This is a genomic window from Oryzifoliimicrobium ureilyticum (genome assembly GCF_037199735.1).
In the GTDB taxonomy this organism is placed as follows: Bacteria; Pseudomonadota; Alphaproteobacteria; order Rhizobiales; family Rhizobiaceae; genus Rhizobium; species Rhizobium ureilyticus.
Genome location: NZ_JBBBVQ010000002.1, coordinates 174,639 through 198,936, shown reverse-complemented (window position 1 = coordinate 198,936; position 24,298 = coordinate 174,639). Strand labels below are relative to the sequence as shown.

Here is a 24,298-nt window from a genome sequence, read left to right as displayed (position 1 = left end):
GGAAGAACCGATGGCAGGCACGAATAGCGAGCGTCAACTTCTGGCCGAAGGGCCGGTCGTCATTCTCGTCGAGCCGCAAATGGGTGAAAATATTGGCATGGTGGCACGCGCTATGGCCAATTTCGGCCTTGCCGAGCTTCGTCTCGTCAACCCGCGCGACGGCTGGCCAAACGAAAAGGCAACGGCAGCCGCGTCGAATGCCCATCATGTGATCGAGACAACGCTCGTGTTCGATACGCTTGAAGCAGCAATCGCCGATCTGAATTTCGTTTATGCCACAACCGCACGCCAGCGTGATGGCTATAAGCCGGTGCGTTCACCCGTCATTGCGGCTCAGACCCTGCGCGGCAAATTCGTCGCCGGTGAGAAAACCGGAATACTCTATGGCCGAGAAAGGTGGGGGTTGACCAACGAAGAAGTCGCTCTTGCCGACGAGATCGTTACATTTCCCGTCAATCCAGCCTTTGCTTCGCTCAATATAGCGCAAGCTGTTCTGCTGATGTCCTATGAATGGATGAAGTCAGGCATGGACGATCTGGCTGCCGTTCCGTTTCAGGCGACCGAGCAGCGACAATCGACGAAGGAGCAACTTTTCGGGCTTTTCGATCAGCTTGAAGACGCGCTTGACGCGAGGGGTTACTTTCACCCCCTTCAAAAGAAGCCGAAGATGATAGATAATTTGCGGGCAGTGCTTTCGAGGCGTGCCTTTACGGAGCAGGAAATCAGCGTTCTACGAGGTGTCATCACCTCGCTTGATCGCTTCCAACGGCGTTACCCGCGTGTTGAGACCACAGGTAAACAAACGCGGGACGATGATGGCGCATGGAAGTGATCCAAAGCCGGTCCTCGTTTTCGATTCCGGCATTGGCGGATTGACCGTCCTGAGGGAGGTGCGTGTCCTCATTCCAGAGCGCAGTTTCATCTATGTCGCTGACGATGCGGGCTTTCCATACGGAAGTTGGGAAGAGCAAGCATTGCAAGAACGGATTATCAAGCTCTTTGCAACGCTGCTGGAACGGTACGATCCTGAAATCTGCATCATCGCCTGCAATACTGCGTTCACGCTTGTCGGCGCAGATCTTCGTGCGGCATTTCCCCACATGACCTTCGTCGGCACGGTGCCGGCAATCAAGCCTGCCGCGGAAAGAACGCGCTCCGGTTTGGTATCGGTTCTTGCAACGCCCGGAACCGTTCGACGCGCCTATACGCACGAACTGATCCAGTCTTTTGCACAGCAGTGTCATGTCGAACTGATCGGGTCTGTCCATCTTGCGCGTATGGCAGAAGCTTACATACGAGGGGACATCGTTTCCGACGAAGCGATAGGCGCAGAAATTGCGGAATGCTTCGTCGAGCGTGATGGAGCGCGTACCGACATCGTTGTTCTGGCCTGCACACATTATCCTTTCCTCGCCAACGTCTTCAGGCGTCTTGCGCCCTGGCCGGTGGACTGGCTTGATCCTGCGGAAGCGATTGCAAGGCAGGCGCGGCGCAAAGTGCCGCAAATCGAAGGGGCCGAACATCCAGATGGTTTCGACCACGCCTTCTTCACGTCGCGTAATCCAGACTTCTCCACACGCCGGCTGTTGCAAGGTTTTGGGCTGAAAACGATCTAGTCCCCGCTATCCACAAGAGACTTTGCATTTCCTTTTCCAGGCGGCGAAACAAGATTAAATCTCTGCTAATGGCTCTGGTGACGCTTTCGTGTCACCGCAAGTAGACAATATGATGAGGTAGTGCAGTGCAGATCGGCATCGATATGGGCCTGGCGACCGGTGGCAGCCCGGCGACACTTGATATCGAGGAACTGCTTGCAACGCGGTTGCTGGTACAGGGAAACTCCGGATCGGGAAAATCTCATCTGTTACGTCGCCTGCTTGAGCAATCCGCTCAATGGGTACAGCAGGTGATCATCGATCCAGAGGGCGATTTCGTCACTCTCAGTGATCGGTTTGGTCATGTTGTGGTCGATGGTGAGCGCACCGAAGCCGAGTTGGCCGGAATTGCCGGACGTATTCGCCAGCATCGGGTGTCCTGCGTCCTGACGCTGGAAGGCCTCGATGTCGAGCAGCAGATGCGGGCGGCCGGCGCGTTTTTGAACGGCATGTTCGACGCAGACCGAGACTACTGGTACCCCGTTCTGGTTGTCGTCGACGAGGCGCAACTTTTTGCGCCTTCGGTTGGCGGGGATGTGTCGGAAGATTCGCGCAAGCTCTCCCTTGGCGCTATGACCAATCTGATGTGCCGCGGCCGTAAGCGCGGCCTGGCGGGCGTCATCGCCACGCAGCGTCTTGCAAAGCTTGCCAAGAATGTCGCGGCAGAAGCTTCGAATTTTCTGATGGGACGAACCTTCCTCGACATCGATATGGCGCGAGCAGCTGATCTTCTGGGAATGGATCGGCGTCAGGCCGAAATGTTCCGAGATCTCAAGCGCGGCAATTTTGTCGCGCTCGGTCCGGCTTTGTCGCGTCGTCCGCTGCCAATCCAGATCGGCGCGGTAGAAACCTCGGCACGGTCATCAAGCCCAAAACTTATGCCCTTGCCGGACGCGCCGGTGGATGTTGAAGACCTTATCTTCACGCCTGATCCGGAGGAGCTGCAGCGGCCGATCGTTCGGCGCGTTGCGCCCGCTCCAAGGCCAACCAGCGACATCTTGGCAGAGCTGTCCAAATCGACACCTGCTGCATCAGGCCCTTCTGGCGCGTCAGAAGTACGACCGAGCCAGCCGGACTTTACCCCCGAAGAGCGGGAGGAGCGGCTTGCTGCGGTGCTCGCAGAAATTTTGGACGACCCTTCGTCGGCATTCCGAACGGATGCGGTTCTCTACCAGGATTTTCTTGTTCGCCTTAGGATGCGCCGCGTGCCAGGAGGCGCCATATCGCTTTCCGATTTTCGTCGCCGTGCTGCAATTGCACGTGCGGGCGTCGATGAGGCCACAGGGGAAAGACCGGAGTGGCAAACCGTACTGTCGCTTTCTAATTCGATCACCGAGGACTTGCAGGGCGTCTTTTTGATGCTGGCTAAGGCCGCGATCTGCAGCGAGCCTTGCCCGTCGGATGCGCGTATTGCGCGGGCCTATGGGACGCACTCCGCCCGCCGCGCGCGCCGCCTGCTCAGCTACTTCGAGGAACACGGAACCGTTGTTGTCCATAATGATTTCGCAGGACTGCGGATCGTTGCGTTCCCGGACATAGGATGCCAGACGGCGCCTGGTGATGCGACTGCACCGGACGAGGTCGGTGCACGCACAGCTGCCGAGTGACGCCATGCTGAAAGCCAGCTCATCGTATTCGCCGATCCTTTAGCGGCACGTGAGCCTATTCCAGGTTGTCTTGTCACATAAGTTTCATCACCCATGGCGATAAGAGCCTCGCGCCTGGGGTAGGCGCGAACGCACTGACAGAGAGGTTCGCCATGCGATCGACTATTCATAAGACCATCACTGCACGCATTGCTGCTGCGCTGCTGTTGTCAACAGCAGTTGGGTTTGCTGTGCATGCGCAAGATGCCGTCAATCTCCTGGATCGTTCCGCAAAAGGGGAGTTGTCGCAACCTGGCGGTGCCCGTCGTTTGACCGGAGACATCACGGAAGCGTTGAAGGCTTCTATTTCGGATGCGAAGCCGAAAAATGTCATCCTTCTTATCGGCGACGGAATGGGCGATTCGGAAATCACCGTGGCGCGCAACTACGCCATGGGAGCGGGCGGTTTCTTCACTGGGATTGATGCATTGCCGATCACAGGTCAGTACACTCATTATTCCCTTGACAAGAAGACGGGAAAGCCGACCTATGTCACCGACTCCGCGGCATCGGGCACGGCCTGGGCGACCGGTGTGAAGACGTATAACGGTGCTATCGGCGTCGACATTCATGAAGCGGCACATCCTACCTTGATCGAGCTTGCTAAAGCGGCCGGCATCGGCACGGGCAATGTCTCGACTGCGGAACTTCAAGACGCAACGCCTGCGGTACAGATCGCGCATGTCACACAGCGCAAATGCTACGGACCGGTTGCAACGGCAGAAAAATGCCCCACGAACGCTCTGGAAAACGGCGGTAAGGGATCGATCACGGAACAACTGATCAACGCCCGTGCCGATGTGACTTTGGGGGGCGGGGCCAAAAGCTTCAGCGAAACGGCCCGCGCAGGAGACTGGAAGGACAAGACGCTTCGCGAACAAGCCGAAGCGCGCGGCTACAAAATCGTAACGACCGCTGACGAGTTGCTGAATGTCCAAAAGGCAAGCGATGCCCAGCCGGTTTTAGGTTTGTTCGCTGACGGCAATATGCCGGTGCGTTGGCAAGGGCCGCAGGCAAGTCATTACGGCAACGTCGAGAAAGAGCCGGTAACTTGTAAGCCAAATGAAAAGCGCACATCGGCAATCCCAACGCTCGCGCAGATGACGAAAAAGGCGATCGATCTTCTGAAGACGAATGAAAAGGGTTTCTTTCTTCAAGTCGAAGGCGCGTCTATCGATAAGCAGGATCATGCCGCCAATCCATGCGGGCAAATCGGCGAGACGGTTGATCTCGACGAAGCTGTTCAGGAGGCTCTCAAGTTTGCAAAGGCCGATGGAAATACGCTTGTGATCGTGACGGCAGATCATGCCCATGCGAGCCAGATCGTCGAAGCCGACGCCAAAGCGCCCGGTTTGACGCAAGCGCTCATGACAAAGGACGGGGCAGTCATGGCCGTCAGTTACGGAAACTCCGACGATGCAAGTGACCAGGGGCATACCGGAGCTCAGCTGCGTATTGCCGCCTATGGCCCGTACGCGGCAAACGTCACGGGACTGACAGACCAGACCGATCTCTTCTACACTATCAGGGATGCTCTTGGGCTGCCGGTTCAAAAACTTGGCATGAAGTAAATCGCTGCTGTGATCGGCATTGACATTTTTTGTCTGTGCCCGTAAGACCCCTGCAACACCGGGCAGCAATGTCCGGTGTTTCATTTGACATGTCCCGTGGAGTTGGCCGGTTCGCGTAACCGGACGGTCCTGTCGGGCTTTCGAAAGAAAGCTAAAGGAGGGCGTGTTTCCTTCGCGCGGTTTGGCAACAAACCGTCCTAACATTCTGAAAGGAAATACGATGAGCAAGCGCGAATCGTCTAAGTATAAAATTGACCGCCGTATGGGCGAAAATATCTGGGGTCGTCCTAAGTCTCCAGTCAATCGCCGCGAATATGGTCCGGGCCAGCACGGTCAGCGCCGCAAGGGCAAGCTTTCTGACTTCGGTGTGCAGCTGCGTGCCAAGCAGAAGCTGAAAGGTTACTATGGTGACCTGCGCGAGAAGCAGTTCCGCTCGATCTTCGATGAGGCTAACCGCCGCAAGGGCGATACCTCCGAGAACCTGATTGGTCTGCTGGAATCGCGTCTTGATGCGATCGTGTATCGCGCCAAGTTCGTGCCGACCATCTGGGCCGCCCGTCAGTTCGTCAACCATGGTCACGTGACCGTGAACGGCGTTCGGGTCAACATCGGTTCCTACCGTTGCAAGGCCGGCGACGTCATCGAAGTTCGTCAGAAGTCGAAGCAACTCGTTTCGGTTCTGGAAGCCGTGAGCCTCGCCGAGCGCGATGTCCCGGAATATATCGAAGTCGATCACAACAAAATGGTTGCTACCTTCACTCGCGTTCCTTCGCTCAGCGACGTTCCATACGCCGTTGTGATGGAACCGCAGCTGGTGGTCGAATTCTACTCCCGTTAATTCGGGAAGAGGCGTTTTTCGCAATGTCAAAGGCCGCCTCTCGAGGCGGCCTTTCGTCTATGTGGAGGGATCATGGCGGATCTGCAGGACATCCTTTACAGCATATACAGGGAAATTCAGCCGAGGATCGGCGAGGGTAAAGTAGCCGATTACATTCCGGAGCTTGCCAAGGTTGATCCCAGACAATTCGGCATGGCCGTCCTGACAGTCGACGGGAAGATATATTGCGTCGGCGATGCAGATGTCGCATTTTCGATCCAGAGCATTTCCAAGGTCTTTACGCTGACACTTGCACTTGGCAAGATCGGTGAAGGCCTGTGGAAGCGCGTCGGGCGCGAACCGTCTGGCTCTGCCTTTAATTCCATCGTGCAATTGGAGCACGAGGCGGGCATTCCCCGCAATCCCTTCATCAACGCCGGGGCGATTGCTGTGACCGATGTCGTTATGGCGGGCCACGAGCCGCGCGAAGCGATCGGCGAGTTACTTCGCTTTGTCCGCTATCTGGCTGACGATGAATCAGTCACGATTGATCAGACCATCGCACGTTCGGAAACGGCAACGGGCTTCAGAAACTTCGCTCTTGCGAATTTCATGAAATCCTACCGCAACATTCAGCACCCCGTCGACCACGTGCTCGGCGTTTACTTTCATCAATGCGCGCTTTCCATGAGTTGCGAGCAGTTGGCGCATGCCGGTCTCTTTCTGGCGGCGCGCGGCAGCAATCCTTTGACAGGACATTCCGTCGTATCGCCAAAACGTGCCCGCCGCATCAACGCCCTGATGCTGATGTGCGGGCATTATGATGGATCTGGCGATTTCGCCTATAATGTCGGGCTTCCTGGCAAGAGCGGTGTCGGAGGAGGCATCCTGGCGGTTGCCCCAGGGATCGCTTCCATTGCCGTATGGTCACCAGGGCTCAACAAGGTGGGCAACTCACTTCTGGGCTCAGTTGCGCTTGAGTTGCTTGCTGCGCGTACCGGTTGGTCGATATTCGGCGATTGAGCGAGATGGTCCCTGTGCGCTTCTGACGAAGTCTGCTACAGCCTCTGCCACTGACGTCGGTGGGGCCACAGCGCTTCTATCGGCGCCGTTAGCCGCGCAACCAGAGATCTTGGGCTCTCTGAATTGATGGAATGAAAACATGAATGTTGCCGCATCCCTAAAGGATGTTATCGACCATGAGGAAGAAGGCCAGATTGGCCTTGCCCTATTTGCCGATGCACCGCGGTCGGTTTCGTTTAACAAGCTGCGCAAACGGCTGCTGCGGCAGGTTCGCCAAGCCCTGGAAGACTTTGCGATGTTACGGGGCCAAAAGCGCTGGCTGGTCGGCCTTTCCGGCGGTAAAGATTCTTACGGCTTGCTTGCCTTGCTTCTTGATCTGAAATGGCGTGGACTGCTGCCAGTTGAGCTTATTGCCTGCAATCTCGATCAGGGGCAGCCGAACTTTCCAAAGCATGTTCTACCTGATTATCTGCAGCGAATCGGCGTCGAACACCGCATCGAATACCGGGATACATATTCGATCGTAAAAGAAAAAGTTCCTGAAGGCGCGACCTATTGCTCTCTGTGCTCGCGGCTTCGGCGCGGCAATCTTTATCGAATAGCCCGTGAAGAGGGATGCGATGCTTTGGTACTTGGCCATCATCGCGAAGACATTCTCGAGACCTTCTTCATGAACTTGTTTCATGGCGGACGGCTTGCCGCGATGCCAGCAAAGCTTCTGAATGACGAAGGCGACCTGATGGTCTTGAGGCCCTTGGCTTATTGCGCAGAAGATGACATGGCAAAGTTTGCCGCAGCCATGCAGTTTCCGATCATTCCATGCGATCTATGCGGATCTCAGGATGGTCTTCAGCGTAATGCCATGAAGGCAATGCTTTCCGATATGGAGCAGCGAATGCCCGGTCGCAAAGACGTGATGCTGCGCGCGCTTTCGCATGTCAATTCCTCTCATTTGCTCGATCCTAAACTGTTTGATTTCGCCGCCCTCGGCGCGACACCTTCTTCCTCTCCGGTATTGGACGACTGATCGTCCAACATCACTTTGGGCGCCCGCCCACCAATACGGATTTTTCATGGCCCGCATTACTGACAAAGATATCATCATGTTGAAGGACTGCCTGGCGGAGGCGGCTCAGGCTGAAATCGTTCCTCGATTTCGGAACCTGGAAGCCGACGACATTGCAGAGAAAACGTCAGCAATCGATTTGGTCACGCAGGCCGATCTTCTCTCAGAAAAACGCATTACCGCTTTCCTTCAGGAGCGCTTTCCTGCTGCGCTGATCGTCGGAGAAGAGGCTTACGATGCCGATCGCTCGGTTATCGCAGCGCTAAAGGATGCCGACCTTGCCTTCGTCATCGATCCTGTGGACGGCACTCTGAACTTCGCTGGCGGCTTTCCAGTGTTTGGCATGATCTTGGCGATCGTTGAAAAAGGCGAAACTGTTGGCGGCATCCTGTACGATCCGCTTCAAGGCGATAGCGTCACTGCAATCAAAGGGGCAGGGGCATTTCTGTCGAGGCAGGACGGTGCCGAGCGTAAGGTGACAACCGCCAAGTCGAAATCGCTTGATCAAATGATCGGCTGTATGGCCTGGGCCTATATGGACGAACCAGATCGGTCGCGCATCTGTGCAAACATGTCGAAGTTGCGCATGAGCTTTTCTTTCAATTGCTCGGCTTATGAATATTGGCTGACGTCCTCTGGCCGGCTCGACTTCACCAGCCATATCAAGATGATGCCGTGGGATCATCTTGCCGGCGTCCTGATTACCCAAGAAGCTGGTGGTCATGCGGCAAAATACGATGGCACACCCTATAGTGCGTGGGAAACTGCAGGTGGCTTGCTGGTTGCCAGCAGTGAAACAACCTGGTCGCTGGTGCGCGATGCTATCATCGGCCGTATGAGTGCCTGCTAGGCTAGTTCAACAGGGAGATTGCCGTGAGCGCTTCTTTCGATATCGACAGGCTGGCGGATATTTTGCGCCGTGCGGCCGCTCAGGAGATCCTGCCGCGGTTCAGGCACTTGGGAGCTGGGGACGTCCGCTCTAAAAGCGAGGCCACAGATCTTGTCACCGAGGCAGATGAGCAGGCGGAGCGTTTGATCAAGGCTGAGGTTTCGGCTCACTGGCCGGATGCACTTTTCGTGGGCGAAGAATCGGTCGCTGCCGAGCCCGGATTGCTGGAGCGTCTCCGCGAGGCAGAGTTTGCGATCATCGTCGACCCCGTCGACGGCACCTTCAATTTCGCTTCTGGTATCCCCGCTTTCGGCGTGATGGCATCTGTCGTTCGCAATGGCGAGACGATCGCTGGCATAATCTACGACCCAATGGGCGACGATTGGGTGATGGCAGAAAAAGGCAGCGGCGCATGGCTTAGAAGGCCTGGCGGATCTTCAAACAGGTTGTCCGTCGCAAAGCCCGTCCCCCTCGATCAAATGGTGGGGATGGCATCGACAGGCTTTGTGGCGCAGGCCAAGCGAGCTGAAATCCTGAGCAACCTTGCCAAAGTCCGATTCCTGACGAATTACCGCTGCGCAGCGCATGAATACCGCGCTTTTGCGTCCGGTCATGTTCATTATCTGATGTATGCCAAGCTTATGCCCTGGGATCATCTCGCCGGAACGCTGATCTCGATCGAGGCGGGCGCCTATGCGGCGCGCTTCGATCAATCATCCTACCGGCCCCATCATGTGGATGGGGGATTGCTGCTGGCAACAGACCCGACGTCCTGGCAGATCCTACGCCGCGACGTCTTTACTTTCTGACACTCGTGCAGCAAGCGCGGTAGCGATTAATAGCTATTTCGGACGATGAAGGAAGTTCGGCGGTGCTCCTCACTGAATGCGCCGCCGTATTCGGGTTCCATTTAGACGGAAACTCTTCGATCGTCGAACAGCGCTTCAGATGTGAGCGCTGCCAGGGTCGAGCTGCGGATCATCTGCAGGATGTGTAAAGAGCCGGCCCCGTTCAGCCCATAAGACAAAGATGATCGTCACCAGGCCGCAGACCAGAAATCCGCCAAACAATGGCTGAGTAGTCCCATTGAACATCTGCCCGATCGCTCCGCCAATAACAGCCCCGCCTGTGGTGGAAACGAATCCGGTAATTGCTGTCGCAGTTCCAGCGAGATTACCCATCGGCTCCAGGCTGATCGCCGTGAAGTTTGTGGTGATCATGGCAAACATCATCAGCATCAAGCTGAATAGAACGAACGCAAACGCGAAATTTGGTTGGCGTCCGAGCGAGATAATCAAGCCAACAGCCGCCATGATTGTAAACAAGATCATTGCAGCGTGTGAGATACGGCGCATGCCGAAGCTGCGAACAAAAAAGCCATTGGCAAAATTGGCAACCGCGATGCCGCCTGCCGTGGCTGCGAAGGCCAGCGGCAATTTTTCGCCCAGTTGATAGAGTTCGCCGAAGACTTGTTGGACGGACACAACATAGGCGCTGATCACCCCAATGAACATTGTCAGGCCGATCATGTAGCCGCAGGTTGTTCTGTTGGTCAGGACTGTTTTGAAGCCATCGCGCACAGAGCCGAACGACAAGGGCAACCGTTCTTCCTTTGTCAGCGATTCTTTAAGCCGCGCGAGCGCCCAGAGAAAAAGAATGGCTCCGACGATGCCGAGGATGAGGAAGATCCAATGCCAGTTCGCATAGCTGATCACGAACTGGCCGACCGATGGTGCAATGATCGGCACGATCATGAATACGATCATGACATAAGACATCACGCGCGCCATTTCGCGGCCGCCGAAACAGTCTCGAACCAAGGCCATAGTCGTGATTCTAACAGCTGCTCCGCCTATACCCTGAACGAAGCGCATGATCAGGAGCATGGAAAAGCTCGTCGTGGCCGCGGCAGCGAACATTGCAAGTGCGTAGACCGCCATACCCGCAAGCAGCACACGGCGACGACCGAAGGCATCGGCCAAACTGCCGAACACGATCTGCGAAACGCCAAATCCAAGGAAGAACACGCCGATAACCCACTGACCGTCATTGGGATTTTGGACACCCAGGGCGTGACCAATCGCGGGTAGGGCAGGCACCATGCTGTCGATTGCCATGGCGACGCTTGCCGTCATGATTGCAATTGTGATGACGAACTCACCGAAGCCCATGCCGATGAGGCGCGCCCCCTGATTTTCGACATGAGGCTTATGTTGAAGTGTCATGAAGAACCTGCCTTTACGGCTTTCTCATACCGGCTTGTTGTGCGGCTGAAAAAGACGACCCTTCTCCGCGATCAACACGAAGATCAGGCCAATGATGGAAACTGAGAAGAACCCGGAGACGAGCGGCACCGCGGTGCCGTTGAAGAACTGACCGATCATGGCCCCGATTGCGGCGCCGCCCACCGTACTCATGAAGCCGAGCACCGAAGATGCCGTTCCCGCGACGTGTCCGAGCGGTTCCATAGCCAGCGAATTGAAATTCGAGCCCAGATACCCGAAGTGGAACATCGTCAATCCGAAGAAGAAGATGAAGAAAGGAAAGGGTAACGGCTTTGGTCCCGCCATCAATGCGATCAACCAAATCGTTGTGACGGTGATAAATCCCAACAGAGCTGAATGCGAAAGACGCCGCATGCCAAACCGTCCGACCAAACGCGAGTTCAGGAATGAGGACATGGACATAAAAATCGCGACACCCGCGAACGCCAGCGGAAAGTAATTACCCAGATGGTAGATACCGACGTAAATTTGCTGCGCCGAATTGATGAAGCCAAACATCGCACCAAAAAGGAAGGTGCTGGCCAGCGTGTAGCAAAGCGCGATCCGGTTTGTCAGGACGAGTTTGAAGGCACTTAAGACCGAGCTCGGCGTAAAGGGACGGGCGTTTTCAGGCCGCAACGTCTCGGGCAGCCGCAGATAGGCCCAGATCATGATTATGGTCGCCATGACCGCTATGAACGCAAAGATCAAATGCCAGCTGCCGAACAGCATGATCACCTGGCCGCTGCCTGGGGCTATCACGGGTACGATCATGAATACCATCATGATGAGAGACATCACCTCAGCCATCTGCCGGCCGCCATAAATGTCTCGAACGATCGAAACCGTGACCACACGCGTGCCCGCTGCGCCGATACCCTGAATGAACCGGAGGATCAGCAAGCCTTCAAAGGTCGGGATGACCGTGCTTCCAAGCGCTGAGCAGATGTAGATCAACATGCCAACCAGGAGGGGAATACGTCTGCCAAACCTGTCAGAAATCGGCCCGTAAAAAAGCTGCGCCAGTCCAAATCCAAAAAGATACGACGACACCACGAACTGTCGGTGATTTTCGCTCTCTACCCCCAGAGCCTGACCTATCTGCTGCAGGGCAGGAAGCATGATATCGATGGCGAGTGAATTGATGGCCATCAAGAATGCGGCGAGCGCCACGAACTCGCGCTTGCCCATGGGCGTGCGTGTGGACGGTACAGCCCTTAACGAATCTGTCACAAGGAAATTCCCACAAACAGGCAAGGCGCTGTTCGTCACAGCGCCCTGGCCTCATTCAATTTCAGACGGTAGAAACCGGGCAGAAGCCCGGTGACCCCTAAGCGGCGCGTACAGTCACGCCGTTCGACTGTAGATGCTGCTGCAGTTCACCTGCCTGGAACATCTCACGTACGATGTCACAACCGCCGATGAATTCACCCTTTACATAGAGCTGGGGAATAGTCGGCCAGTTTGAGTAGTCTTTGATACCTTGGCGCAAATCAGCATCGGCAAGAACGTTGACACCTTTATAGTCAACGCCGAGATGATCGAGGATCTGAACCACCTGGCCCGAGAATCCGCATTGCGGAAACTGCGGGGTGCCCTTCATGAAAAGGACGACGTCGTTGCTCTTAACCTCGTTGTCGATGAAATCGTGAATGCCGCTCATGGATTTGATCCTTTCCACATGCAGGGTAAAGGCCTGCAGTTTCAATCGTTGGGCTTAAATAGCATGCTACTAAAGTAAGTCCACATATGTTTGACAAAATTACCGCAGCGAGACGCTCATTGGTTCGTCATAGAACAAGTATGCTTCTTCGTCGCGGCCGTTCAGAAACTGAGATTAATCAGCAGGTGCCGAGGTTTGCAAGGCGAGGGCGTGAAGAACGCCGCCCATATTGCCCTTCAACGCATCGTAAACCATCTGATGCTGCTGAACCCTGGTCTTGCCCCGGAACGCTTCGGCGACGACCTCAGCTGCGTAATGATCTCCATCGCCAGCAAGATCGCGAATGGTCACCTTTGCACCGGGAATGGCCGCCTTAATCATGTCTTCGATATCGCCGGGCTTCATTGGCATCAGCGAAACTCCCTATTCTTATTGCGCGGCGACCAGCTGGCCGCCTTCCATGAATTGAGGGAACCATGATTCATGGGCCTCGCGCAATTGCTGAATGCCGAGCGATACGATGTCGTCGATCACCACGGACTGGCCAGCAACCCTGCCCAACTCACGGAAGGGAACGCCCGCGCCTTCTGCGTTGGCGCACAGGAAGTTGGCAACATCGGCCGGTACGGCAATGACGTAACGGGCCTGATCCTCGCCGAACAGCAAAGCATGAGGCGCGCCCTTGCAGTCCTTAAGGCTGATCGACATGCCTTTGCCTGAAGACATCGCCATTTCGGCGAGCGCCAGTGCAAGTCCGCCGGAGGAAATGTCGTGGCAGGCCGTCACCTGACCATTGCGTATGGCAGATCGCACGAAGTCGCCATTGCGCCGCTCGGCGAACAGATCGACATGCGGCGGAGGGCCATCGCTGCTGCCCAAGATGTCACGAAGATAAATCGAGCAGCCAAGATGAGAACCATCGCCACCTACGAGGATGACATGGTCGCCTTCACTCGCGCCGCCAATCTTTGCCATGAACTTCCAATCCGGCAACAGACCGACCCCGGCGATTGTTGGCGTTGGCAGAATGGCGATGCCGTTCGTCTCGTTGTAGAGCGAAACGTTGCCGGAAACGATCGGGAAATCCAGCGCCTTGCAGGCAGCTCCAATACCCTTCACGGCCTCGACGAACTGCCCCATGATCTCGGGCTTTTCCGGATTGCCGAAGTTCAGGTTGTCGGTGGCGGCGAGTGGCTCAGCGCCTGTTGCGGTGATATTGCGCCAGCACTCGGCGACAGCTTGCTTGCCGCCTTCGAAAGGATCGGCCTCGACATAGCGCGGGGTAACATCCGATGAGAAAGCAAGTGCCTTGCGCGGATGGTCTTCGACGCGCACCACGCCGGCATCGCCGCCCGGAAGCTGGAGCGAGTTGCCCTGGATCAAGGTATCATATTGCTCATAGACCCAGCGGCGGCTCGATTGATTGGCCGAGCCCACAAGGCTCAAGATCGCTTTGTTGTAATCCTGCGGGGCTGCAACCAGATTGTCCGGTAGCGGCGCACGCTTCGCAGGTTCGCGCCACGGCCGGTCATATTCAGGTGCCTGATCGCCAAGATCCTTGATGGGCAGGTTTGCCACTTCTTCACTTTGGTGAAGTACCCGGAAGCGCAGATCATCTGTGGTCCTGCCGACAATGGCAAAATCCAGTCCCCACTTCACGAAGATTGCCTTGGCCTCGTCTTCTTTTTCCGGGCGCAACACCATCAACATGCGCTCCTGGCTTTCGGACAGCATCATCTCATAAGCCGTCATTCGCTCTTCGCGGACCGGCACCTTATCGAGATCAAGAAGAATCCCGAGGTCGCCTTTTGCACCCATTTCCACAGCTGAGCATGTCAGTCCTGCTGCACCCATATCCTGGATCGCGATGACTGCACCGGTCTTCATCAATTCGAGGCAAGCTTCCAGAAGACATTTTTCGGTAAAGGGATCGCCTACCTGAACCGTAGGACGCTTTTCCTCAATCGATTCGTCAAACTCAGCCGAAGCCATCGTGGCGCCCCCAACGCCATCACGGCCCGTCTTTGCGCCGAGATAAACGACAGGAAGCCCGATGCCTTCCGCTTTCGAATAGAAAATAGCGTCACTCTTTGCGAGACCCGCCGCAAACGCGTTGACGAGAATGTTGCCGTTGTAGCGGGCGTCGAATTCTACTTCACCGCCCACTGTCGGAACGCCGAAAGAATTGCCGTAGCCGCCGACGCCGGCGACGACACCCGAGACGAGATGGCGCGTTTTGGGGTGATCCGGCTCACCGAAGCGAAGGGCGTTCATGGCAGCGATTGGCCGAGCGCCCATTGTGAAGACATCACGCAAAATGCCACCCACACCCGTCGCAGCACCCTGATAGGGTTCGATGTAGGACGGATGGTTATGGCTTTCCATCTTGAAGACGACGCAGTCGCCGTCGTCGATGTCGACAACCCCAGCATTTTCACCTGGCCCCTGGATGACGCGGGCACCCTTCGTCGGCAATGTCCTCAGCCACTTTTTTGAGGATTTATAGGAGCAGTGTTCGTTCCACATGGCCGAGAAGATGCCGAGTTCCGTAAAGCTTGGCTCGCGTCCGATCAGATCGAGGATTCGCTGGTACTCATCCGGCTTCAGCCCGTGTGAAGCAATAAGTTCCGGCGTGATCTGAATGCTGTTTGAAATGGTCATGAGCGTATAGAAATCCCGTGCCTGGCGCGCTTTTGGCTGTCTTTAACCCACCCATCAGCATGTGAAAAGGGATTACCGCTTTCAATGGTGCCTTTTGTCTCCGGTACTCATTTTCTGAAACGTCGCACCGAACAGAAATAACCTCAGATTTCCGCATCGTAGCCGGACGAGCCGTTCTCAAGAAGGCGCCTGATCACGGAGATCCCTGGCGCGAGGCCCAAGGTGTCGCGTTGCGACGAAAAACTTATTCTTACGCGATGATAGACGTTTTCGCTCCGTGAAGCCTTATATTCATCTTCGTCATCGATCAGCACATCATCATCGAATGCCGCTTTCTTGAACGTTCCGGAAAGCCAGGGGTCTGGAACCTTCAACCAGAGAAAGGGAACGCGCGGGTTGGAGCGGAACTCGAAGCCTTCAAGCTGAGACCTGACAAAGGCCTCACGGCGGGCAAGTTCGGTTGCGACCTTATTACGGATCTCAGCGGCCTTGCCGGTCAAGACAAGCCGCGCGCAAACTTCTGCCAAGATGAAGGGCAATCCACCTGTGACCATTTTATGCGTTGTCTTGATCCGCTTTGCAAAATGAGCGGGGCACGCCACCCAACCACCACGCACACCGGCGGCGACGGATTTGGACAGACCGCCGACAAGAAAGGTCCTGTCGGGCGCGAGCGCTGTTAGAAGAGGATTTTCATCCGTCGTCATTCCGCCGTAGACGTCGTCCTCGATCAGCCATACGCCATGCCGGCGAGCGATATCCGCGATCGCTCGCCTTCGCTCTTCAGGCATGATTGCCAAGGTCGGGTTGTGAGCTGTCGGCATAAGGAAGGCAAGCTTTGGGTGTTGCTGCTGACAAAGCTTCTCGAAATCATCGGGCAACACACCGTTCTCATCCGATTGTACCGTGATCGTCCGCCGACCAAGAAGACGGGCGCTTCGGCTGACCTGCGTATAAGTTAGATCTTCGAAAACAATCTTATCACCGGGAGAGGAGACTGCCGTGATGATGGCAATGGCAGCCGCGTGGGCGCCAAGTGTTGGCACGACGTTCTCGGGAGCAGGGGACCATCCCGCTCGTGCCAGCCATCGCGCACCGGCTTGCGACCATGAAACGGGAAAAACGCGCGAGTATGAGGAAATTTCCGCCGGAAGCTCGAGTCCAATATCTGCCAGGATCTGGCTGATGGATTGACCCTGTCCAATGTCAGGTGCCGAAGTTGTGTCGAAACGAATCTTGTTCTGAGGCGGCTCGCTCAGACGCGTGCCGCTCAGTGCTGCTGTAACGGGATCGTTCTGATTGTCCGGCCGTCTCTCGCTGCGATCGATTACGTATGTGCCGCGACCGACTTCGCCCTCAACAAGACCCCTTTCGTGAACAAGCGCATAAGCGCGTCCAATCGTGCCAATCGTTACCCCGATGTCATAGGCCAAGTTCCGCTGCGGCGGAAGCTTTGTGCCCGCAGGCAGTGCGCCGCTAGCAATGGCAGCCTCGATGCAGTCTGCAATGCGCAGATATAGGGGGCCGGAACCGTTTGAAATATCAGGAAGCCAACTTGTCATGGTTGCAATGATTATATTGTCACTGCCGTTCGGTCAAGATTATTGCTCTTACAGGTACAATCTACGGGGTGATAGAAATGACAATTGGCAATTTGGATCGAAGTTCACAAAATGTCTCTATTGTATCATTTTTGCAGATTAGGAAATCGGCCTTCTTTCAGAAGGCGATTGTCTTCTGCGAAGCTATGCGGAAGAGCTATTGTTTGTGGCAGCAAAAACGCGAGCAGCGTCGCGCTCTACGGCAACTATCGACATCGCAGCTGAAGGACTTAGGAATCTCAGTTTCGGACGCCGCACGCGAAGTTCAAAAGTCATTTTTCATTGACTGAACGGAGGGCTAGCATGATGCCGCTGACCCTAAGATGACAATGGAAAAAAACTGCGTTCGGATGCATCTGGCCAGTCGACCAAAGACTTCCGTTTGCCGAGAAGCCAGTGCTTGGCGGTCAGGAAGACGTCAGTTGCAGCTCTTGTTGCCGTTTGCCCAGCGAACGACATCGCTGGAAATACGTGAGGATGCGGGACCGGTCATCATGGGGCCGAATGCATCCAGTTTCGCGGGGCTGCCTTCCGCTTGAACAACAAGAAGTGGGCGGCTCTCGGGACTACCCTTGTGGACCACGAGGATCCGCGGCCGTCCCGTGAACGAATTTAGTTCGGGTGCAAGCCGATAGGAGGCAAACGTTGCGTCGCCCGACTTGAACCAGCACGAGTTCGCGCTGACGGCAACACGCTCCATTATGGAAAGCGCATTGCGATCGGGAGTAGGCGCCGTGGGCTTCGACTGGCATGCCGCCAATGCCGCACCAAGAAGTGCGAGTAGGAGAACACTGCGCATAGAAGCTAAAGAACCAAGGCGCATGACGCGTCGCTCCAAAATGAAATGAGATGTCTGTTAGGCAGCGATGACGTCGAGAGCTGAAGCAAACAAGGCGCGCCCGTCGGAGCCCCCGTGTGCGGCTTCGATCAAATTTTCCGGGTGCGGCATCATTCCAAGAATATTGCCCTTGTCGTTCAATACTGCGGCAATGTCGTTGATAGAGCCGTTGGGATTTGTGCCTTCCGCATAGCGGAAGAGGACCTGGCCGTTGCCTTCGATCTTTGCCAGTGTTTCAGCATCGGCAAAGTAATTGCCGTCGTGATGTGCCACCGGGCAGCGTATGACCTGGCCTTGTGAGTACGCCCGTGTAAAATCGGTTTCGGCGTTGACCACCTCGAGCTTGATCTCGCGGCAAACGAACTTGAGAGATGCGTTGCGCATCAGTGCGCCCGGAAGAAGGCCGGCTTCGAGCAGGATCTGGAAGCCATTGCAGACGCCAAGCACCTTGACGCCTTTTGCAGCCTTCTCAATGATGGCGCGCATCACCGGCATGCGGGCAGCAATCGCGCCACACCGCAGATAGTCGCCGTAAGAAAAGCCGCCGGGAATGACGATCAAATCGACATCAGGGATCTCAGTCTCCGTCTGCCAGACGGTGACTGGGGATTGTCCGGAAATTTTCGTCAGCGCCGTGATCATGTCTCTGTCACGGTTCAGGCCGGGTAGCTGGACGACTGCAGATTTCATAGTTCGCTTCAACCTTCTGGCGCAAATGCGTTTCTGCAGTTGAGCAGAAGGCCCATGCGCATGATCGTTTCGAAAAATGAGATTGGCTTGTTTATAAGCCAATCCCGATACTGCCATTAATCCAGAGAAACCGAATAGTTTTCGATAACCGTGTTCGCCAGAAGCTTCTCGCACATCGCCTTCAGGTCGGCTTCAGCCTTGGCGCGATCGGTGGTGTGAAGTTCGACATCAAAAACCTTGCCTTGACGAACGTGTCCGACACCCTCGAAACCGAGGGAGCCGAGCGCTCCTTCAATTGCTTTACCTTGAGGATCGAGAACGCCATTTTTCAGCGTGACGGTGACGCGTGCCTTGATCACTGTGTTTAAAGCCCCGTTACTTGACCAAAACAGGCCCTGTGCCGCGCACGGGCTCGTTTTCATTGATGATACCCAATCGGCGCGCAACTTCGGAATAGGCCTCCAACAAGCCTCCCATGTCACGGCGAAACCGATCCTTGTCCATTTTTTCGTGCGTTTCGATGTCCCAGAGGCGGCAGGAGTCCGGCGAGATCTCATCCGCCAGGATGATGCGCATCATATCGCCTTCAAAAAGGCGACCGCACTCGATCTTGAAGTCCACCAACTGGATACCGACGCCCAGGAAAAGGCCGGTCATGAAGTCGTTGACCCTGATTGCCAAGGCCATGATGTCATCAAGTTCGGCCGGGTTTGCCCAACCGAAAGCCGTAATGTGCTCTTCGGAAACCATTGGGTCATCCAGAGCATCCGACTTGTAATAGAACTCAATGATGGAGCGCGGCAGAACCACACCTTCTTCAATTCCCAGCCGTTCGGACAACGAGCCAGCGGCTACGTTGCGGACAACCACCTCAAGCGGAATCATCTCCACTTCTTTGATCAACTGCTCGCGCATGTTGAGACGGCGGATGAAGTGGGTCGGAATACCAATCTTGTTCAAATGACTGAAGATGTATTCCGAAATACGATTGTTTAGAACGCCCTTGCCATCAATGACTTCGTGTTTCTTCTTGTTGAAGGCGGTGGCGTCATCTTTAAAAAACTGAATCAGCGTGCCCGGCTCCGGGCCCTCATACAGAATCTTTGCCTTGCCTTCGTAAATACGGCGGCGACGGTTCATTGGTATTGTTCTCTGTCTTTGGCGCTCTTGAGGTGGCGCATATTGTTTGGGCTCTTGGCGTCCCCATAAAGGAAAAGAGCGGCTTTCACAATCCACCTCTCGTTATTCCCTGGGTATGGCCCACTTTGCGCTCGTGCCGGGAATCGCACGAACATCTCACAGCAGAGGATACAGTCTTTTGTGTCGTCAATATAGCGAGGTTTTAAGCAGTTGCCGCCCTGAAACAGACGAAGACGGGCCGCATCGCAGACCCGTCCTCGAAAGAACATCAGATAAGGATTATGTTAACGGCAGACGCGCGTCGTTTTGGTGATATAGCGACCGTCGCGATAAACGCGCACCGTCTTCGTGCGGCAGCTGTGGCGGCGTGCTTCCCGAGCACGTTCCCAGCCACGTGGATGATGCCACGGACGGTAGTCATGGCGCGGACCGTAACCATCCCTGATAATGACCGTGTCTGCCATAGATGGCGCGGCGGTCGCGGCCAGAGAACCAAGAGCAAGCAGAGCAGCAACGATTATCTTTTTCATCAGTCTTCTCCTTGGGTTAAGCGGACAAGAAACGCCGTTCCTGACGTTTGGTTCCACAGTAGACAAGGAGTGCTGAACGGAGCATGGCCGCCCTGTTCATCTTCGTGTCAGGATTGTGTTACTGGCGAGCGTCAACGTCGTCAGGGCTTGAGGCGGCTCATAAACTGCGCAAATACCATTCCGCCTTCCGGCCATGGGCCATGGCCTGAGTCTGCGTTGAGATGACCAGCCTCGCCAGCATCGACGATCATCGAGCCCCATGCTGCAGCAATATCATCGGCATGCTCGTAAGTTCCGAAGGGGTCGTTGCGGCTGGCGATGACAATCGAGGGGAAAGGGAGGGGATCGCGCGGATAAGGCCCGAATGTCATCAAGTGTTTAGGCCGGATCTGTGGATTTGCGACATCGGGCGGTGCGACGAAGAAAGCGCCGGCGACCTTCTTTTGAAATTGCGGTACGGCGTGCACGACTGATGGAATACCCAAGGAATGGGCGACCAGTACAACAGGACGGCTGGAAGCGTTTACCTCCTCGGCAACGCGGGCCACCCATTCTTCTCTGACGGGCTTGGACCACTCCGCTTGTTCGACCCTGCGCGCCGTACTGATCCGCGACTCCCAGCGTGTTTGCCAGTGGTCCGGTCCGGAATTCGTGTAGCCAGGAACGATAAGGATTTCTGCTTCTGAGACTTTCATGACGGCCCGCATGTGTGGAGGATTGGCCTGTATGTCAAGGGCAGCGCCTGCCGATGGCTGAGCGGTCGCAACTCGCTAGAAGGGTGAACCGCCGTTGCTGCGCAATGGGCAGGCCGCCGAGACGAGGTGTCTTGTAGCGACCCGCGCGATGCGATGTCTTGTCGTTAGGCCGTGCCGAACACTCTTTTGAAAATCGTGTCCACATGCTTGGTATGATAACCAAGGTCGAACTTTTCGCGGATGGCGTCCTCCGACAGGGCGGCGCGCACTTCGGGATCGGCCAAAAGCTCCTGAAGGAAATCCTTCCCTTGCTCCCAGACCTTCATGGCGTTGCGCTGCACGAGGCGGTAGGCATCTTCACGGGAGACGCCTGCTTGCGTCAGAGCCAGGAGAACTCGCTGCGAATGGACGAGACCCCGGAATTTGTCGAGGTTCTTCGTCATGTTCTCTGGATAGACAAGCAGCTTTTCGATCACGCCGGCAAGACGGGAGAGCGCAAAGTCAAGCGTCACGGTGGCGTCCGGGCCGATCATTCTTTCAACGGAAGAATGCGAGATATCGCGTTCATGCCAAAGCGCAACATTCTCCATTGCCGGCATGGCGTAAGAGCGCACCATACGTGCCAAGCCAGTCAGGTTCTCGGTCAAGACCGGATTGCGCTTATGCGGCATGGCGGAAGAGCCTTTTTGGCCTGGTGAGAAATATTCCTCCGCTTCCAGGACCTCAGTTCTCTGCAAATGGCGGATTTCCGTGGCCAGCCGCTCGATAGAGGAAGCTATGACGCCGAGCGTGGCAAAATACATGGCGTGCCTGTCGCGCGGAATAACCTGCGTCGATACCGGTTCAGGTTTCAGGCCCATGGCGTGAGCGACATGTTCTTCGACACGTGGATCAATGTTCGCAAACGTGCCGACGGCACCTGAAATGGCGCAGGTCGCAACTTCCTCGCGAGCGGCGATCAGGCGCTGGCGGCAGCGCTCAAATTCGGCATAGGCCAGTGCGAGCTTGACACCGAATGTGGTTGGTTCGGCATGGATGCCGTGCGACCGTCCGATCGTGACCGTATCCTTGTGTTCGAAAGCGCGGGTTTTCAGTGCCGCAAGCAAACGATCGAGATCTGCCAGAAGAAGGTCAGTTGCCTTGACCAGCTGTACGTTGAAGCAGGTGTCGAGAACATCCGACGATGTCATGCCCTGATGCACGAACCGCGCGTCCGGACCCACGATTTCCGCAAGATGCGTCAGGAATGCAATGACATCATGTTTTGTGACCGCTTCGATCTCGTCGATCCGCTGCACATCGAAATTGGCTTCGCCGCCCTTGGCCCAGATCGTCTCCGCTGCCGATTTCGGAATAACGCCAAGTTCAGCGAGTGCATCACACGCGTGAGCTTCGATTTCAAACCAGATCCGAAACTTCGTCTCGGGCGACCAGATAGTGACCATTTCGGGTCGTGAATAGCGCGGGATCATAATCGTTCTTTCATTTAACGAGATTATGCGGCCCCTGTAGCAAAGACGCGCGGCAATCTCAACGCATCTGCGACCAAGGCCGCGAGATCATGCTTCTCCGTCATCAGCAGCTCTTGCCTCAAGCAAATCGATTCTACTTATGCTCGCCCATATCTGCGGATTGAAACTCCGAGCCGCTTGCAGTTCGCCGTCATCGCGCATTCTCAGCGGCGTGGCGCAAAGCACCAACCGCTTGTCTATATGCGGCGAAAGAACCACCTTTGAAGATCGCGGATCCTGCCACGAGTACATTGGCGCCCGCACGGGCGATCATCGGCGCCGTTTCTGCGCTCACGCCACCATCAACCTCGATCTCAATTGTCCGTTCGCCGATCATTTCTTTGGCTCGCGCAATCTTGTCTTCCATCGCGGGTATGAATTTCTGGCCGCCGAAGCCAGGATTGACGGACATGATCAGAAGGAGGTCGATATCATCAAGGATGTTTTCAATAGCGGATAAAGGTGTCGCGGGATTGAGCGATACACCCGCGAGTTTGCCGAGACTACGGATCGTCTGCAATGAGCGATGCAGATGAGGACCTGCTTCAGCGTGAACGGTGATCCGGTCGCAGCCTGCCTTGGCGAAAGCTTCTAAATAGGGATCAGCCGGGGCAATCATCAGGTGGCAGTCGAAAACCGCCGACGTGTATGGACGAAGCGATTTGATGACATCGGCACCAAAAGAGATATTGGGCACGAAATGACCATCCATCACGTCAAGATGGATCCAGTCGGCTCCTGCGGCGCTGACGTCCCTGACTTCTTCACCCAATTTGGCAAAATCTGCAGCAAGAATAGATGGAGCGATGCGGATTGGAAGGGTCATTGTGATATCTCCATACTGGTCGTCTTAGACCGTCTTTGGCTGACTATTGAGTGGGTTCTTGAACCGGCTTGAATGCACCGTCTTGCCATTCCATCAGCTGATAAGGATTGTCCGACAGCTCATGGTTGGCGGCGAAGCGGATCTCTCCCAGGGGGGTGTGAAAGGAAGCCCCGATCATTGATGTCAACAGGGACATCCCACCTTTTGCCGCAGCCTGTGAGGCGAGCGTCGCGGCTGACGCTGCCGCAAGAGTATATCCTTCTGGCTCTAAACCTTGCGCACGAAGAGCGGATACAAAGTCTTTTGCGGTCGCAACAGCATCGCCATCGGGCAATACCACGGCACGAAAACCATCTGCGAGTGGCACGGGCTGATCGGCAGCGCGCATAGCATCGCCACTTAGGAAATCGAGCGAAAGCTTCTCAGATTTCGCGTCCCTCACGATGATGGATATATCGCGACGGTCTCCCGCAACGAAGACCTTGCTTGCGCCAGCCCTCTTCAGGCGACGGACCAGCCCGATTTGCTGATCTTGTCCCGGCCTGAAATTATCCGTCACGATTGGTTTAAGGCCGCGTGCTTCCAATGCGTTGCGGATAGCATCAACGAGCTCACGGGCATGGACTGTGCCGTCATCGACGAGCGCTGTGGGCGACGATGCCCAGTCGCGCATGATGATTTCAATAATCTTCTTTGCTTCATCGGCATCGGTCGGGGCAAGACGTAGAAGCGGCCAGTTGTTCTTCAGCGCGTCTTCCATGAGGATGCGCGAACGCACCGATACAGTGATGGCTGGTATGGCGGCATCCTTTAGCCGAGGCAATGCGCCTTCAAGGGTTTCGCTGCACAGGAAACCGATTGCCACGGCAACCTTTTCCTTAATCAGCGTTTCGGCAACGGCAGCCCCACTATTGTCTTCACATGTCTCATCGACCAAGACCATCTTATTGCCGTCAGCGCGGATCTGTTGGTCCGCACCATTGATGATCTGGGAGCCCAATGTTGCGAAGTTGCCGGATTTCGGGGCAACGACGCCAATCACCATGCCCGCCGCCTGCGCCTGACAAACGCATATCAGCATCGCCAATAACATTACTGGGGCATGCACAATTCTCATGAAAGAGCGAAATCCTCCGGGGTCAACTCTGTCCTTTTATCGACCCGCGTCAAATGGTCAAAGAAAAACAAATAAATGATCTATTTTTCAGCGCT

General features: G+C 55.7%; 23 protein-coding genes and 2 pseudogenes. 10 read left to right on the top strand and 15 right to left on the bottom strand.

The genetic code is table 11. The annotated features are described in order from the left end of the window. The first annotated feature begins 10 nt into the window (after positions 1 to 10). From VQ830_RS04115 to VQ830_RS04075, 9 genes and pseudogenes are all read left to right on the top strand, one after another. The gene (locus tag VQ830_RS04115) at positions 11 to 832 is read left to right on the top strand and encodes an RNA methyltransferase (protein WP_337266804.1); all 822 of its coding nucleotides are present in this window, start codon (positions 11 to 13) and stop codon (positions 830 to 832) included. After that, complete coding sequence (gene murI / locus VQ830_RS04110) at positions 816 to 1,616, top strand: glutamate racemase (protein WP_438617211.1); 801 nt, start codon at positions 816 to 818, stop codon at positions 1,614 to 1,616. The genes VQ830_RS04115 and murI overlap by 17 nt, the downstream gene beginning before the upstream one ends. 125 nt (positions 1,617 to 1,741) lie before the next feature. Continuing rightward, entirely contained in the window at positions 1,742 to 3,262 is a 1,521-nt protein-coding gene (locus VQ830_RS04105) for a helicase HerA domain-containing protein (protein ID WP_337266802.1), read from the top strand. Between the two features lie 168 nt (positions 3,263 to 3,430). Then, positions 3,431 to 4,872 (top strand): annotated as a pseudogene (gene phoA, locus VQ830_RS04100) (alkaline phosphatase). A gap of 220 nt (positions 4,873 to 5,092) precedes the next feature. Next, positions 5,093 to 5,710: a 30S ribosomal protein S4 gene (rpsD, locus tag VQ830_RS04095; RefSeq protein ID WP_337266800.1), complete on the top strand. Its 618-nt coding sequence runs from the start codon at positions 5,093 to 5,095 to the stop codon at positions 5,708 to 5,710. Between the two features lie 72 nt (positions 5,711 to 5,782). Continuing rightward, positions 5,783 to 6,712, top strand: coding sequence for a glutaminase (locus VQ830_RS04090; RefSeq protein ID WP_337266799.1), 930 nt, complete (start codon positions 5,783 to 5,785; stop codon positions 6,710 to 6,712). Between the two features lie 139 nt (positions 6,713 to 6,851). Then, positions 6,852 to 7,739, top strand: a complete 888-nt coding sequence (gene ttcA / locus VQ830_RS04085; RefSeq protein WP_337266798.1) for a tRNA 2-thiocytidine(32) synthetase TtcA — start codon at positions 6,852 to 6,854, stop codon at positions 7,737 to 7,739. A gap of 46 nt (positions 7,740 to 7,785) precedes the next feature. Beyond that, complete coding sequence (locus tag VQ830_RS04080; protein WP_337266797.1) at positions 7,786 to 8,628, top strand: inositol monophosphatase family protein; 843 nt, start codon at positions 7,786 to 7,788, stop codon at positions 8,626 to 8,628. Positions 8,629 to 8,651: 23 nt separating this feature from the next. After that, positions 8,652 to 9,476, top strand: a complete 825-nt coding sequence (locus VQ830_RS04075; RefSeq protein WP_337266796.1) for an inositol monophosphatase family protein — start codon at positions 8,652 to 8,654, stop codon at positions 9,474 to 9,476. A gap of 135 nt (positions 9,477 to 9,611) precedes the next feature. Here VQ830_RS04075 and VQ830_RS04070 read toward each other — a convergent pair whose 3' ends face one another. The 6 genes from VQ830_RS04070 to VQ830_RS04045 all read right to left on the bottom strand — a co-directional run bounded on the left by VQ830_RS04070 (position 9,612) and on the right by VQ830_RS04045 (position 16,817). After that, a complete protein-coding gene (locus VQ830_RS04070) occupies positions 9,612 to 10,892 on the bottom strand; it encodes a multidrug effflux MFS transporter (protein ID WP_337266795.1) in 1,281 nt (426 codons plus the stop codon). A 24-nt stretch (positions 10,893 to 10,916) separates the two neighbouring features. Next, positions 10,917 to 12,122 (bottom strand): multidrug effflux MFS transporter, encoded by a 1,206-nt coding sequence (locus VQ830_RS04065; protein ID WP_337267124.1) that lies wholly within the window; start codon positions 12,120 to 12,122, stop codon positions 10,917 to 10,919. A 139-nt stretch (positions 12,123 to 12,261) separates the two neighbouring features. After that, on the bottom strand, positions 12,262 to 12,594 hold the full coding sequence (gene grxD, locus VQ830_RS04060; RefSeq protein WP_337266794.1) for a Grx4 family monothiol glutaredoxin: 333 nt from the start codon (positions 12,592 to 12,594) through the stop codon (positions 12,262 to 12,264). Between the two features lie 174 nt (positions 12,595 to 12,768). Continuing rightward, complete coding sequence (locus tag VQ830_RS04055) at positions 12,769 to 13,005, bottom strand: BolA/IbaG family iron-sulfur metabolism protein (protein WP_337266793.1); 237 nt, start codon at positions 13,003 to 13,005, stop codon at positions 12,769 to 12,771. An 18-nt stretch (positions 13,006 to 13,023) separates the two neighbouring features. Beyond that, positions 13,024 to 15,255 (bottom strand): phosphoribosylformylglycinamidine synthase subunit PurL, encoded by a 2,232-nt coding sequence (gene purL / locus VQ830_RS04050; RefSeq protein WP_337266792.1) that lies wholly within the window; start codon positions 15,253 to 15,255, stop codon positions 13,024 to 13,026. Positions 15,256 to 15,398: 143 nt separating this feature from the next. Next, entirely contained in the window at positions 15,399 to 16,817 is a 1,419-nt protein-coding gene (locus tag VQ830_RS04045) for an aminotransferase-like domain-containing protein (RefSeq protein WP_337266791.1), read from the bottom strand. A gap of 203 nt (positions 16,818 to 17,020) precedes the next feature. Between VQ830_RS04045 and VQ830_RS04040 the strand changes: the two are divergent. Further along, positions 17,021 to 17,146 (top strand): annotated as a pseudogene (locus VQ830_RS04040) (DUF1127 domain-containing protein); the annotation flags it as partial. Between the two features lie 128 nt (positions 17,147 to 17,274). Here the strand turns inward: VQ830_RS04040 and VQ830_RS04035 are convergent. The 9 genes from VQ830_RS04035 to VQ830_RS03995 form a co-directional block, all read right to left on the bottom strand. After that, positions 17,275 to 17,679 carry a hypothetical protein gene (locus VQ830_RS04035; protein WP_337266790.1) on the bottom strand — a complete coding sequence of 135 codons (405 nt, stop codon included), beginning with the start codon at positions 17,677 to 17,679 and terminating at the stop codon, positions 17,275 to 17,277. A 33-nt stretch (positions 17,680 to 17,712) separates the two neighbouring features. Further along, on the bottom strand, positions 17,713 to 18,384 hold the full coding sequence (purQ, locus tag VQ830_RS04030; RefSeq protein ID WP_337266789.1) for a phosphoribosylformylglycinamidine synthase subunit PurQ: 672 nt from the start codon (positions 18,382 to 18,384) through the stop codon (positions 17,713 to 17,715). Between the two features lie 116 nt (positions 18,385 to 18,500). Next, positions 18,501 to 18,743 (bottom strand): phosphoribosylformylglycinamidine synthase subunit PurS, encoded by a 243-nt coding sequence (gene purS, locus VQ830_RS04025; protein ID WP_337266788.1) that lies wholly within the window; start codon positions 18,741 to 18,743, stop codon positions 18,501 to 18,503. Between the two features lie 16 nt (positions 18,744 to 18,759). Beyond that, entirely contained in the window at positions 18,760 to 19,524 is a 765-nt protein-coding gene (purC, locus tag VQ830_RS04020; RefSeq protein WP_337266787.1) for a phosphoribosylaminoimidazolesuccinocarboxamide synthase, read from the bottom strand. A gap of 284 nt (positions 19,525 to 19,808) precedes the next feature. After that, complete coding sequence (locus VQ830_RS04015; protein WP_337266786.1) at positions 19,809 to 20,054, bottom strand: hypothetical protein; 246 nt, start codon at positions 20,052 to 20,054, stop codon at positions 19,809 to 19,811. 140 nt (positions 20,055 to 20,194) lie between these two features. Continuing rightward, entirely contained in the window at positions 20,195 to 20,749 is a 555-nt protein-coding gene (locus VQ830_RS04010) for an RBBP9/YdeN family alpha/beta hydrolase (protein WP_337266785.1), read from the bottom strand. A 164-nt stretch (positions 20,750 to 20,913) separates the two neighbouring features. After that, positions 20,914 to 22,221: an adenylosuccinate lyase gene (gene purB, locus VQ830_RS04005; RefSeq protein ID WP_337266784.1), complete on the bottom strand. Its 1,308-nt coding sequence runs from the start codon at positions 22,219 to 22,221 to the stop codon at positions 20,914 to 20,916. Between the two features lie 190 nt (positions 22,222 to 22,411). After that, positions 22,412 to 23,086, bottom strand: coding sequence for a ribulose-phosphate 3-epimerase (gene rpe / locus VQ830_RS04000; RefSeq protein WP_337266783.1), 675 nt, complete (start codon positions 23,084 to 23,086; stop codon positions 22,412 to 22,414). A gap of 43 nt (positions 23,087 to 23,129) precedes the next feature. Beyond that, on the bottom strand, positions 23,130 to 24,203 hold the full coding sequence (locus tag VQ830_RS03995) for an ABC transporter substrate-binding protein (RefSeq protein ID WP_438617202.1): 1,074 nt from the start codon (positions 24,201 to 24,203) through the stop codon (positions 23,130 to 23,132). Positions 24,204 to 24,298: the final 95 nt, after the last annotated feature.

Excerpts from the sequence above, each read along its gene's own strand:
- VQ830_RS04010 (WP_337266785.1), bottom strand. The coding sequence starts at position 20,749 with ATGAAAGTCTCAGAAGCAGAAATCCTTATCGTTCCTGGCTACACGAAT.
- purL (WP_337266792.1), bottom strand. The coding sequence starts at position 15,255 with ATGACCATTTCAAACAGCATTCAGATCACGCCGGAACTTATTGCTTCA.
- VQ830_RS04115 (WP_337266804.1), top strand. The coding sequence starts at position 11 with ATGGCAGGCACGAATAGCGAGCGTCAACTTCTGGCCGAAGGGCCGGTC.
- VQ830_RS04090 (WP_337266799.1), top strand. The coding sequence starts at position 5,783 with ATGGCGGATCTGCAGGACATCCTTTACAGCATATACAGGGAAATTCAG.
- purC (WP_337266787.1), bottom strand. The coding sequence starts at position 19,524 with ATGAACCGTCGCCGCCGTATTTACGAAGGCAAGGCAAAGATTCTGTAT.
- rpe (WP_337266783.1), bottom strand. The coding sequence starts at position 23,086 with ATGACCCTTCCAATCCGCATCGCTCCATCTATTCTTGCTGCAGATTTT.
- purQ (WP_337266789.1), bottom strand. The coding sequence starts at position 18,384 with ATGAAATCTGCAGTCGTCCAGCTACCCGGCCTGAACCGTGACAGAGAC.
- VQ830_RS04045 (WP_337266791.1), bottom strand. The coding sequence starts at position 16,817 with ATGACAAGTTGGCTTCCTGATATTTCAAACGGTTCCGGCCCCCTATAT.
- VQ830_RS04065 (WP_337267124.1), bottom strand. The coding sequence starts at position 12,122 with ATGGGCAAGCGCGAGTTCGTGGCGCTCGCCGCATTCTTGATGGCCATC.
- VQ830_RS04080 (WP_337266797.1), top strand. The coding sequence starts at position 7,786 with ATGGCCCGCATTACTGACAAAGATATCATCATGTTGAAGGACTGCCTG.
- VQ830_RS04035 (WP_337266790.1), bottom strand. The coding sequence starts at position 17,679 with ATGCGCCTTGGTTCTTTAGCTTCTATGCGCAGTGTTCTCCTACTCGCA.
- VQ830_RS04070 (WP_337266795.1), bottom strand. The coding sequence starts at position 10,892 with ATGACACTTCAACATAAGCCTCATGTCGAAAATCAGGGGGCGCGCCTC.
- ttcA (WP_337266798.1), top strand. The coding sequence starts at position 6,852 with ATGAATGTTGCCGCATCCCTAAAGGATGTTATCGACCATGAGGAAGAA.
- murI (WP_438617211.1), top strand. The coding sequence starts at position 816 with ATGGCGCATGGAAGTGATCCAAAGCCGGTCCTCGTTTTCGATTCCGGC.
- VQ830_RS03995 (WP_438617202.1), bottom strand. The coding sequence starts at position 24,203 with ATGAGAATTGTGCATGCCCCAGTAATGTTATTGGCGATGCTGATATGC.
- VQ830_RS04015 (WP_337266786.1), bottom strand. The coding sequence starts at position 20,054 with ATGAAAAAGATAATCGTTGCTGCTCTGCTTGCTCTTGGTTCTCTGGCC.
- rpsD (WP_337266800.1), top strand. The coding sequence starts at position 5,093 with ATGAGCAAGCGCGAATCGTCTAAGTATAAAATTGACCGCCGTATGGGC.
- purB (WP_337266784.1), bottom strand. The coding sequence starts at position 22,221 with ATGATCCCGCGCTATTCACGACCCGAAATGGTCACTATCTGGTCGCCC.
- VQ830_RS04055 (WP_337266793.1), bottom strand. The coding sequence starts at position 13,005 with ATGCCAATGAAGCCCGGCGATATCGAAGACATGATTAAGGCGGCCATT.
- grxD (WP_337266794.1), bottom strand. The coding sequence starts at position 12,594 with ATGAGCGGCATTCACGATTTCATCGACAACGAGGTTAAGAGCAACGAC.